Annotated in this window: 9 protein-coding genes; 3 read left to right on the top strand and 6 right to left on the bottom strand. The window is 69.7% G+C overall.

The features are described 5' to 3' along the window. Positions 1-102: 102 nt before the first annotated feature. Complete coding sequence (rpsI, locus tag FCN18_RS23085) at positions 103-573, bottom strand: 30S ribosomal protein S9 (protein WP_112276899.1); 471 nt, start codon at positions 571-573, stop codon at positions 103-105. A gap of 14 nt (positions 574-587) precedes the next feature. Beyond that, positions 588-1,040 (bottom strand): 50S ribosomal protein L13, encoded by a 453-nt coding sequence (gene rplM / locus FCN18_RS23080; RefSeq protein ID WP_112276897.1) that lies wholly within the window; start codon positions 1,038-1,040, stop codon positions 588-590. 184 nt (positions 1,041-1,224) lie between these two features. On the opposite strand from rplM, the gene FCN18_RS23075 reads away from it, so the two are divergent. Together FCN18_RS23075 and FCN18_RS23070 are read left to right on the top strand one after the other, a co-directional pair. Continuing rightward, a complete protein-coding gene (locus FCN18_RS23075) occupies positions 1,225-2,148 on the top strand; it encodes a hypothetical protein (protein WP_228714091.1) in 924 nt (307 codons plus the stop codon). Positions 2,149-2,190: 42 nt separating this feature from the next. Continuing rightward, positions 2,191-2,745: a DUF4333 domain-containing protein gene (locus FCN18_RS23070; protein ID WP_137096071.1), complete on the top strand. Its 555-nt coding sequence runs from the start codon at positions 2,191-2,193 to the stop codon at positions 2,743-2,745. Between the two features lie 66 nt (positions 2,746-2,811). On the opposite strand, the gene FCN18_RS23065 is transcribed toward FCN18_RS23070, so the two are convergent. The 4 genes from FCN18_RS23065 to eccCa all read right to left on the bottom strand — a co-directional run bounded on the left by FCN18_RS23065 (position 2,812) and on the right by eccCa (position 9,945). After that, positions 2,812-3,099: a WXG100 family type VII secretion target gene (locus tag FCN18_RS23065; RefSeq protein ID WP_112276891.1), complete on the bottom strand. Its 288-nt coding sequence runs from the start codon at positions 3,097-3,099 to the stop codon at positions 2,812-2,814. A 54-nt stretch (positions 3,100-3,153) separates the two neighbouring features. Next, positions 3,154-3,471 carry a WXG100 family type VII secretion target gene (locus FCN18_RS23060; RefSeq protein ID WP_110334851.1) on the bottom strand — a complete coding sequence of 106 codons (318 nt, stop codon included), beginning with the start codon at positions 3,469-3,471 and terminating at the stop codon, positions 3,154-3,156. Positions 3,472-3,788: 317 nt separating this feature from the next. Beyond that, positions 3,789-5,678: a type VII secretion-associated protein gene (locus FCN18_RS23055; RefSeq protein WP_137096070.1), complete on the bottom strand. Its 1,890-nt coding sequence runs from the start codon at positions 5,676-5,678 to the stop codon at positions 3,789-3,791. A gap of 253 nt (positions 5,679-5,931) precedes the next feature. Continuing rightward, the gene (gene eccCa, locus FCN18_RS23050; RefSeq protein ID WP_112276887.1) at positions 5,932-9,945 is read right to left on the bottom strand and encodes a type VII secretion protein EccCa; all 4,014 of its coding nucleotides are present in this window, start codon (positions 9,943-9,945) and stop codon (positions 5,932-5,934) included. 273 nt (positions 9,946-10,218) lie between these two features. Between eccCa and eccD the strand changes: the two genes are divergently transcribed. Continuing rightward, positions 10,219-11,613 (top strand): type VII secretion integral membrane protein EccD, encoded by a 1,395-nt coding sequence (gene eccD, locus FCN18_RS23045; protein ID WP_112276885.1) that lies wholly within the window; start codon positions 10,219-10,221, stop codon positions 11,611-11,613. The last annotated feature ends 41 nt before the right edge of the window (positions 11,614-11,654 follow it).

The following is an 11,654-nucleotide window of genomic DNA, read 5'->3' as shown; positions in this document are numbered from 1 at the left end:
CGGGTACGCACGCGGCGCGTTCCACCGCGGGACGCACCCCGAAACGCGAGAGAGCGCCCATCCAGGTATCGGATGGGCGCTCCCGTGCGTTGCTGTGGCGCGTCAGCGCTTGCTGTACTGCGGAGCCTTGCGGGCCTTCTTGAGGCCGTACTTCTTCCGCTCCGTGGAACGCGCGTCCCGGGTCAGGAAGCCGGCCTTCTTCAGCGCCGGGCGGTCGTCGGCGTCGATCTCGGCGAGCGCACGCGCGATGGCGAGACGCAGCGCCCCGGCCTGGCCGGAGATGCCGCCGCCGTCGAGGTTGGCGAACACGTCGAACGACTCGGGCTTCTCCACCGTCACCAGCGGCTCACGGATGAGCTGCTGGTGCACCTTGTTGGGGAAGTACGTCTCGAGCGTCTTGCCGTTGAGCTTGAACTGGCCGGAACCGGGCACGAGCCGCACCCGGACGACGGCCTCCTTGCGGCGGCCGACCGTCTGCGCGGTGCCACCGGCGGCGCGGGACGGCCTCGGCGCGGCCGGCGTCTCGCTGGTCACAGCCGCGTCGGTGGCGGCCTCGGTCTCGGTGCTGGTCACTACCTGTTCCTCACTCACTGGGTAACCTGAGCGATCTTGGAGATCTCGCGCGGCTGCGGCTGCTGCGCGGCGTGCGGGTGCTCGGGCCCTGCGTAGACCTTCAGCTTCTTGGCCTGGGCGCGGCCGAGCTTGTTCTTCGGCAGCATGCCCTTGACGACCTTCTCGACCAGCCGCTCAGGGCGGGTCTCGAGCAGCTCACCGAAGGAGCGCTTGCGCAGACCGCCGGGGTAGCCGCTGTGCCGGTAGGCGAACTTCTGCTCGCGCTTGTTACCGGTGAGGGCCACCTTGTCGGCGTTGACGATGATGACGAAGTCACCGGTGTCCACGTGCGGGGCATAGGTCGGCTTGTGCTTGCCGCGCAGCAGCGTGGCGACCTCGGTCGCGAGCCGGCCGAGCACGACATCCTCGGCGTCGATCACGTGCCAGGCACGGGTGACATCGCCGGGCTTGGGGCTGTACGTGGGCAAGGGTCTACCTCGTCGTCAACATTGCGTGTGGGTTCAGTGCGGGCTGAGCGCAGACGCTCGTACGCACAACAGCTTATGAAGATACCCGGTCGCCTCGAAGAGGGTGAAGGCGGGGTACGAGAGCACCCACATACTAATGTCTCCGGCAGCGCGCCGCGACGAGACATTCCCGGGGGTTCGGCAAATGACGGCAATGACACAGTGCCCGAAGCCGTCGAGACGGCGGCGGCTGAGGACACTCGCGGCGCTCGGCGTGGTGCTCGCGCTGACCACGTCCTGCGCGAGCGGTGGCCGGTCCGGCACCCCCATCCCCGACGGCGACGCCGCGGCCGAGTACGTCAGCGCCAAGTTCGCGGCCACGCTGGAACACCTCGACGACGACCTGGCGGGCAACGAGCCGAGGCAGAGCACCCACCGCTCCTACACGCGGATCGGCGACAAGAAGGCCGACGCGACGATCACGGCGATCCAGGTGGGCAGCCCGCCGTCGCGGTTCTACAAGAACCACTCCAACCGGGACTCCGCCGACTATCGCGACTATTACCGCCCCGCGGGCAGCGACGTGGAGTACGCGATCCTCGGCCCCGTCTACGAGAGCCTCGCCCCCACCGCGTGGGTCTCCCTGCCGTACGAGGACGTCGGCTACGACGTCTGCTTCTGGGGCGGCTACGCCATCGTGTGCCGCATGCTCAGCACCGTGCAGTCGTCGCTGGAGAACGGTCACGCGGCGAAGCAGGCGAAGAGCCTGCAGGACGGCAGCGTCGAGCTGACCGCCGAGGTGACCCTGCGCGACATCCTCGAGGAGCGGGTGGTGATCCTGCCAGAGTGGGCGCTGCAGCAGATCAGCGAGGAAGCGCGCGACGGGATCGTCGAGACACGGATCGCGCTCGACCCGCAGGGCGGGCTCAAGGAGATCGAGATGAACGGGCTCATCACCGCGGGCGGGACCGAGATCGAGATCAAGGAGCACTACCAGGTGCTCGAGCCGCCGACCGAGGAGTCGCTGCCCAAGATCCCGCCGCCCGACCAGATCACGGCGCTCAAGACCGACGCCGAGGTCGACGAGTTCTACGACCGGATGAGCCAGATCACCAGCTCGGGCGGCTGACCCGTCGGCGGTCAGCAGTCCACGAGCGCACGAGGGGAACCGATGACACAGCCGCCCGGCCAGCCGCAGGGCTGGTGGCAGCCGCAGACGCCGGGCCACGGCCACCCGGCCCCCGGTCAGTACCCGGGCTCGCCTCCTCAACCACACCAGCCACATCAGCGGCACCAGTCACAGCAACCACCACAGCCGCACCAGCAGCAGGCGCCGGGCAACTTCGGCGGGAACTTCCAGTCGCAGTACGGCGGACTCGGCGCCTTCGGCGACACCTCGCGGCCCAAGCCCAAGCGGTCGAAGAAGCCGCTCGTGATCGGGCTCGTGGCCGTGGTGGTGCTCGCGGGCGGCGGGGTCGCGGCGTGGCTGCTCGGCGTGTTCCGGGGCGACGTGCTCGACAAGCAGTCGCTGCAGGAGGGCGTGGCGACCACGCTGCGGGACAGCTACGGCGAGCACGACGTCTCCGGCGTGGAGTGCCCGGCGAACCAGCGGATCGAGACCGGCCACACCTTCGAGTGCTCGGCGGAGGTGGCCGGGCAGAAGCGGTCCGTCACGATCCGCGTGCTCAACGACAAGCCCGAGTACGAGGTCGGCGCTCCCAAGTAGACAGACGCGGACAGAAAAACCGGGCCCGGCCGAATCGGCCGGGCCCGGTTTCGTGGCGCTGGAGGATCAGAACATCCCCTGGATGCCCTTGTCCGTCGACTGGTAGCCGTCGGCGATCTGCGGCAGCGCGGTGGCGATCTGAGCGAGCACCTGCTTCATCTCGTCGAGCGAGGTGTTCCACTCGTTCTGCACGTTCTGCCACGCCTCCATGGCCTCACCGGACCAGCTGTCGACCAGCGGGGCGAGGCGGGCCTTGAGGTCCTCGAACAGAGCGTCGAGCTCGCCACCGGTCTTGTTGCAGTCGTCGGCAGCCTGGTGGATGGTCGCGTAATCAACAACGATGCCGTTCGGCATTTTTGCCTCCGTTGAGTGGTAGGTCTGGAAGTTCGAGTGGGCGCGCTACGCGGCTCAGAGGCCGCCGAGGGTGTTGCCGATGCTGCTGATGGCGGAGTTCTGCTCCTCTTCCGCCTGCTGGTACTTGACACCGGACTGCTGGAGCAGCTCACCGATGTTGCCGAGCGCCTCGTTCAGCTTCCGGGTCTTCTCGTCGAAGGCCGCCATCACGTTGTTGAAGGCCTTCGCGGCCTCGCCCTGCCAGCCGGCCTGCGTGGCCTCGATGTTGTTGCGGAGCGTGTTCAGGTTCTGGTCCATCGACGCCTTGATCTGGTCGACGTCCTGGTACGCCTGCTGGAACTGCTCCGGTGTCCCGGTGAAACCGCCTGCCATCGGAGGTGACCCCCTTCGTTCGTGGTTCGCCTGTACTCGTTTGTTCGTACTGGCTCTACGACGGAGACATTGCCATGTTCGGTTCCCCGTTGTCGCGGCAAGTCCCCAAGTAGTTGCTAGCGTGAACGCTCCACTTCGGAACCGGAGTGGAACCAGGAGGTGAACACCGGGTCCGACCTGCGCGAACGGTCCCGGAAATACCCTGTGCCCCAACGGTTTCGCCGAACGCCCGACAGCCGGGAATCGCGCCTCTCGCATTCGCTTGCGCTAATTCGGGGCGCCGTTAATCACTCGCCCGAGCTAACGGGAACGCGGCCTCAGTTGGTGATCTCGAGGGTGCGCACGATCTGCTCGCACGCGACGCGCACACGCTCCGGGTCGTCCGCCTCCTGGCAGCCGACACTGACCTGCGCGGTGCCCTGTGCCAGCACGTACCAGTTGACCTTGGCCGCGGGCTTGGTCTCCACGTAGTGGATGGTGTCGCGGCCGGCGAACTCGTGGTGGTCCTGGAAACCGCCGTAGCGGTCGGACTCGCTGTTCGCCGCGTCGCGCAGCACACCGGCCAGGCGGTCGCGTTCGGCTCCGCCGTCGTAGGACAGCACGAACTCCTGCACCACCACGAGGTCGTCGCGCTGCTGCGCGTCGCTTGGTTTCACGACCACCTGCCGGTCGGCGACGTTGTCGCCGGTCTGCGTCCAGCCCGGCGGCGCGGTGAACGTGTAGGAGTACTGCGCGAAGGTGCGCCCCTCGGGCTCGTCCTCGCCGCTGAGCGCGGTCAGCAGCACCGCGACCGTGGCGGCCACCAGCGCGAGGGCACCACCGAGCAGCCACGGCAGCCGTTTGCGGCCGCGGGGAGCCGCCTGCGCGGGCGTGGCCGGCGGCACGAGCCCCTGGTGTCCCCTCGGCGGAGACGGTCGTCCGGCCGGGTTCGCCGAAGGCGGCCGCGGCAGGCGGGGCACGCCGGCCACGGGCCGGGCCTGCCGCCCACCGAAGCCGGGTGTGGCCACGACCTTGGTGCGCTGCTCGTGCTCGGGAACCGGCGCGCCCTGCCGGGCCTGCGCCGACCCGGGCAGCGCGCCGGTGCGGTCGGGGATCACCTGCACGGCCCGCAGCGCGCCACGGGCGACGACTGTCTCCGGCTGGTCCAGGGTGGTCGGAACCACCCCGGTGCGCTCGTGCACGAGCCGCGACACCATCGGGATCCGGCTCGACCCCCCGACGAGGAAGATCGCGGTGAGCTGCTTGGGCCGCAGTCCCGCCGCCTCGATCGTCGCGCTGGTCAGCTCCACGGCCCTGCCGAGCGGCGCGGCCACGAGCCGTTCGAGGTCCTCGCGCGTCACGTGCGCGTCGGCGAACGGCGGCGGCATCGGCACGTCGGTGTAGGCGTGCCGGGACAGCGTCTCCTTCGCTCCCCGGATGTCCTGGCGGAGCACGCGACGGCGGCGGCGGTCGACGAGTTCGCGGCCCTGGACGAGCTGCTCCCACGCCTTCGGGTCGGCTCCCGACACCAATGAGCCGACGTGTTCGAGCAGCGACTGGTCGATGTCGGCGCCGCCGAAGCTCGGGTCACCGCGGGTGGCCAGCACCTCGAAGCCACCGCGCCTGCTGCCCTGCGGCGCCCTGCGCACCACGCTGGCGTCGATGGTGCCGCCGCCGAGGTCCAGCACCGCGAGCGCGTCGCCGGGCTTGCCGCTGAACTCGACGGTTCGTTCCTGGCTCGCGGTGGACGGCGTGAACGTGGCCGCGTGGAACACCGCCGCCGCGACCGGCTCCGGCACCAGCGCGACCTCGCGCGCGAGCTGACCCGCCGCCTGCCGCAGCAGCCGCGTGCGCACGGCGCCCCAGTCGGCGGGATGGGTGAGCACCAGCAGGTTCACCTCGGCGCCGCCCGCGAGCCTGCGGGCCTCGCCGACCGCGCGCGCGAGCACCGCGTGAACCACATCGGTGACGCGCAGCACCGAGTCGCCGAGCAGCAGCTCACCCTCGTCGATGCGGCGTTTGGGGTTGGGCTCGAAGCGGGAGGGGTCGACGGCGGCCTGCCGTTCGGCCTCCTGTCCCACGAACAGCGTGCCGTCCTGTGCGGCGTAGACGGCCGACGACATGAGCGGCTGCCCGTCCACCACGACGACCTGCGGCTCGCGACCGTTCACCGAGGCGACGACACAGGTGCTCGATGTCCCGAAGTCCACCGCCACCCGTAAGGTCACCAGCCGCTCCCGCCCGTCGCCGACACTACGGGCGCCACTCTGTCAGACCGGCGAGAACGGCGCCCGCGCAGTGTCACTCGTGTCAACGCCCGCAGCGTCAATCGCGACGGCAGCCACCGAGTGGCGCCGAGGTGGACGCTTCGCGTGGCGGCGGGCGGCGCGTACGGGGGCGCGGTTCTCGCTGGACGCGAGGCCGCACGCCCGTACGCGGGTGTCCCGCGCCGGCAGCGCGCGGCGACGCGCCGCCTCGGCGTCACTCCGGCTGGATCCATGACACGTGCATGAGCTGCTTGCCGACCTTGCGGCTGACGAACACACCGCGGCCCGGCGGCATCTGGCTCGGCTTGACGTTGCCGAGGAGCTGGCCCTCGTCCTTGGACCCGTTCATCACGATGCCCGGCATCGCCAGCTCCTTGAGCTTGCCGATGATCGGGTCCATACCGGTGCGCGCCGCGCCACCCGTGCGCCGGGCGACGACCATGTGCAGGCCGACGTCCTTGGCCTGTGCCAGGTACTCCGACAGCGGTCGAAGCGGGTTGTTGGTCGACGTGGCCACCAGGTCGTAGTCGTCGACGACGACGAACAGCTCCGGGCCGGTCCACCAGGAGCGGTCCTTCAGCTGCTGCGGGGTGACGTCCGGTCCGGGCAGGCGCTTGGCCATCGAACCGGCGACCTCCTTGACCATGCCCTCCAGCTGGTTGCCGGAGACCGCGTAGCCGAGCAGCTGGTCGCCCTCGACGAAACCGAGCATGGTGCGCCGGTAGTCGACGAGGATGATGACCGCTTCCTTCTTGGTGTAGCGATCTGTGATGCCGCGCACGATCTGCCGCAGCAGGTTCGTCTTGCCCGACTCGCCGTCCGCGTAGGCCAGGAAGTGCGGGTCGGCGTTGAAGTCCAGGTAGACCGGCGCGAGCTCGTCCTCGTTGACACCGATCGGGATGAGCTTGGAGTCGCGGTGCTTGTCCTGGAGCAGCAACTCGTCGTAGCCGATCATCTCGGGCAGCAGGCGGACCTGCGGCGCGAGCCTGCCCGTCCACGCCGACCGGATCTTGGCGACGGCATCGTTCACCCCGGCACCCATGTCCTGGTCGTCGCTGGAGCCGTCGATGCGCGGCAGGCCACCGAGGAAGTGCAGTTTGTCCCTCGTGAGACCACGGCCCGGCCGGCCCGCCGGGACGTTCACCGCGACGCGCCGGTCGATGTCCGACTCGCTCGGGTCACCGAGCCGCAGCTCGAAACGGGTGCCCAGCATGTCCTTGATGGCGGGCCGGATGTCCGCCCAGCGGTTGGACGAGATCACCACGTGGATGCCGTAGGTGAGGCCCTGCACGGCGAGCTTGGTGATCTGCGGCTCCAGCTCGTCGAAGTCGTCCCGCAGCGCGCGCCAGCCGTCGACGATCAGGAACGCGTCACCGAACGGGTCCTGCTCGGCCGTGATCTCCCCGCGCCGCTTGCGGTTGCGGAAGTCGTTCATCGAGTCGACGCCCAGCGCACCGAACCGCGCCTCGCGCTCGTTCGCCAGCGTGGTCAGCTCGGCGACGATACGACGGGCCTTGTCCGGCTCCCTGCGCGCGACCGCTACACCACCGACGTGGGGCAGGCCGGCGAGCCCGGCCAGGGTGCCACCACCGAGGTCGATGCAGTAGAACTGCGCCTCCTCCGGCGTGTGCGTGAGCGCCATCGACATGATCAGCGTGCGCAGCATCGTCGACTTGCCCGACTGCGGACCGCCCACGATCACACCATGTCCCGCGCCACCGGAGAAGTCCGCCCACAGCGGGTCACGCCGCTGTTCGTAGGGACGGTCCACAATGCCCAGTGGCACCTGGAGCCTGCCGTTGCCGAAGAACCCGACCGGGGAGAGCCCCCTGTCGTCGGTGGGGTTGAGGTTCGGCAGGAGCGTGTCGAGCGAGTTCGGCTCCTTCAGCGGCGGCAGCCACACCTCGTGCGCGGGCGGGCCCTGGCCCACCAGCCGCGAGATGATCACGTCGAGTTCGCTGGGCTCGACGGCCTCCTCCGACTCCGGCTGCTTCGGCTGCTCGACGACCTCGGGAACGGGTTCCGGCTCCTTCGGCAGCTCCACGAAGTCGGGCACGAACAGCTGCGGTCGCTTGTCGGCGCGCACGACCTTGGCGCCAGGCGCCGCGGCCTTGATGCCTGCCGGCCGGTACGGACCGGACACATAGGAGGCCTTGAAGCGCACGAGCGTTGACGTGTCGTACTTGAGGTAGCCACCACCGGGCACGGACGGCAGCTCGAACGCGTCGGGCACACCGATCGCGGCGCGGGATTCCGCGGCCGAGAAGGTCTTCAGACCGATCCGGTACGACAGGTGGGAGTCCAGACCGCGCAGCTTGCCCTCCTCCAGTCGCTGGGAGGCGAGCAGCATGTGCATCTGCAGCGAACGGCCGAGACGGCCGATCGCGACGAACAGGTCGATGAAGTCCGGCTTCGCCGACAGCAGCTCGGAGAACTCGTCGACGACGATGAACAGCGCGGGCAGCGGGTCGAGGTCGGCGCCGTTCTCGCGTGCCTTCTCGTACTCCCACACGTTCTTGAAGTTGCCGCCGTTCTTGAGCGCCTCCTGTCGCCGGTTCATCTCACCGGCGAGCGCGTCCTTCATGCGGTCGACCAGCGTGACCTCGTCGGCGAGGTTCGTGATCACCGCGGAGACGTGCGGCGCCTTGTCCAGACCGAGGAACGTCGCACCACCCTTGAAGTCGACGAGGACGAAGTTGAGCGTCGTCGACGAGTGGGTGGCGAGCATGCCGAGCACGAGCGTGCGCAGGAACTCCGACTTGCCGGAACCGGTCGCGCCGATGCACAGGCCGTGCGGGCCCATGCCCTCCATCGCCGCTTCCTTGATGTCCAGCTCGACCGGCTGGCCGTACTCGCCGACGCCGAACGGCACGCGGTAGCGGTCGCGCACGGGCCTCGGCCGCCACGCCTGCTGCACGTCGAACGTCATCGGGTCGCCGGGGATGCCGAGCAGTTCGAGCAGCGACGGGTTGGACAGCAGCGGCTGTTCCTCGCTGTCGTCGGCGGCGGCGGAGCCCATCCGGTACGGCGAGATCTTGCGGGCCAGCGCCTCGACCTCGACGAGGCTGAGCGTGTCGGGGCGGCCGAACCACTCGACACCGCCCGCGCTGCGCGCACCGAGGCGCTCCTCCTCCACCACCAGGCGCAGCCCGCGGCGGGCGGCGAGGTTGCCGATCGAGTCGGAGAGGTCGATGAGCGTGACGCCGACCAGACCCTCCTCGAGCAGGATCTGCTCCTCGCCGGTGACGTCGGCGTCGTCGATGATGATCACGACGTGCGGCTGGTCGGGCGGCGGCGTCGCGTTGCGGGAGAACCGCTGGCGCTCGCGCAGCTCCTCGTCGAGCCACTGTTCGATCTGCGCGAGCGAGCCCGCCATCATGCGCATCTGGCCGATGCCGTCGGACAGGGTGGGGTGCTGCACGTGGGGCAGCCACTTGGCCCACTCCCACTCTTCCTTCGCCCTGCCGGCGGTCGCGACGCCGATCAGCACGTCGTCGGGGCTGTGGAACGTGACCAGCTGGGCGAGCATCGCGCGGGTGAGACCACGCGTGAGCTCCTTGTCGCCCTGCATGCCGACGGCGGCGAAGCCGCGAAGGGTGATCTGGGTGGGCAGGTCGGGGACGATCGAGTGCGCACGCACGAACCGGCGCAGCGCCAGCGTCGCGATCGGCTCCAGCTCGTCGACGGGCCCGGTCTGCGGCGGCACCAGTCTCGTCGCAAGGCGGTGCGAGCTGCGGCCGACGCGCAGGTGCAGGAAGTCCTGGTCGCTCTGCCTGCGCTCCCACATGCGGCGGCTCGACGCCATCGACCACAGGCTCTGCGGGTCGGGGTGCACCCATTCCAGAGATGCGCGCTGGTCGATCATCGCCTCGCGGGCGCGGTCGCGCATCTGGCCGAGGTACCGCAGGTAGTCCTTGCGGTCCTCGTTCATCTCGGCCTTCTTCTGCTGACCGCCGCGGCCGCCACCGGCGAACATGCCGACCATCGACATCATCATCATGAGCGGCATCATCAGGAAGAACGGGCTGCGCGCGGCCGCGCCGCCCGCCGTGAACATGAAGACGACCATGCCGAGCATGGCCACGACCATCACCACCGGCAGGATCTTCATGATGATGTTGCCGGGGATGGTCCTCGGGACCTCGGGCGGCGGCTCCAGATGGACCTCGCCGCCCGGCGGGCGGGGAGCAGCAAGCCGTGGCGACCGCTTGAACTGCAGCGTGCTCACCGAAAGACCCCTCTTCAACTCGGCGACAGCGGCCCGTGAGGTGCCAGGCCGAATCCACACGGTAGCGAACAGCACGCCGCTCGCTGGTGCAGACCGCCTGACCCGGCGCATTCGCCCGAAGTGACCCCACGCTTGACCCAGGTGCGCTAATACTAGGGCGGCACGACGACGCCGTGGGGCCGGTTTGCCTGACGTTACGGCCCTCCGGCGGGTATTTTCCGCGGCGCGGTATAAGTACCGTGCAGCGATATCTCCAGGTAGGGGGCAAAAGACGTGGCAACGGGCACGACCGTATTCAGCCGGGTCACGGTGGTGGCACCGCGGACCCGCATCGACGTGGCGCTGCCCGCCGATGTGGCGGTGGCCGACCTCCTGCCCATGCTGCTGGAGATGGCCAAGGAGGTCACCCCGGACGGCGGTGCGCGGCACGGCGGCTGGGCACTGGCCAAGCTCGGCGACGCCCCGCTGGACCCGAGCCGCACGCTCGCCTCGCTCGGCATCATCGATGGCGAGCTCCTGCAGCTGCGCAAGCGCAACGAGAACCCGCCGCCTCCGCTCTACGACGACGTCGTCGACGCCATCGCCGAGGCCGAGCCCGACAGCTTCCGGCCGTGGACCAAGGAGACCGCACAGCGCATCGGTCACATCGCGGGCGGCATCGCGCTCGTGCTGGCGGCGCTGGCCCTCTTCTTCGGGGGCCCGCTCTACGGCGGCAACGGCATCGCCGTCGCCATCACCGCCGGCGTCACCGCCATCGCGTGCGTCGCGGTCGGCGCCACGCTGGCCAAGGCGTACCAGGCCGAGTCCACGGGCGTGCTGATCGCCGCGGCCGGTGGTCTGCCACTGGCGTTCGTCAGCGGCTTCTACATCGTCCCCGACGTGTCGGTGCGCGCGAACCTGTTGCTGGCGAGCGCGCTGGTCGTGGTGGTCGCCGCGGTCTGCATCCTCATCATGGGCACAGGCATCACCACGTTCATCGCCGCCGCCACCGCGGGTGTGTTCGGGCTGATCGCGTTCCTCGTCGGCACGCTGATCGCCCACCCGGCACCGGGCATCGCGGCAGGCACCGCGGCCGTCGCGCTGGCGGGCATCTCGATGCTGCCGAGGGCGACGATCTGGCTCGCGAAGCTCCCGCTGCCGCACGTGCCGGGCACCGCGGAGGAGCTCAAGGAGGACAGCGGCTACCCGGACTACTCCTCGATCGAGCGCCGCACCAGCGTCGCCCACAACTACATGACCGGCCTGCTGGTGGGCTGCGGGGCAGTCACCGCGATCTCGGCGATGATCACCGCGTCCGCTCCCGAGATCTGGGGAGTCATCACGGCGGTGGTGGCCACGCTCGTGCTGCTGCTGCGGGCCCGCACCTACGCCAACGGAAGCCAGGCGGTCGCGCTGCTCACCACCGGCCTGTTCTCGGCGGGCGGCATCCTCCTCGCCTGGATGTGGTCGGAGGACGCGACCGGCCGCCTGCTGTGGGTGTTCGGCACGCTGTTCCTGCTCGCCGCGGCGGCACTCGTGCTCGGCGTCGTGTTCCCGAACCAGCGCTTCTCGCCGCCGATGCGGCGCACGGTGGAGATCATCGAGGCCATCTGCATCGCCTCGGTGCTGCCGCTCGCGCTGGCCGTCATGGGCCTCTACTCGACGCTGCGTCACCTCGACATCGGATGAGACGGCCGGACCGGTCCGTCATGAGTTCTAGGGGGTCACGC

The organism is Prauserella endophytica, from assembly GCF_005146945.1.
GTDB classification, from domain to species: domain Bacteria; phylum Actinomycetota; class Actinomycetes; order Mycobacteriales; family Pseudonocardiaceae; genus Prauserella_A; species Prauserella_A endophytica.
This window is presented reverse-complemented; position numbering and strand designations above follow the sequence as displayed.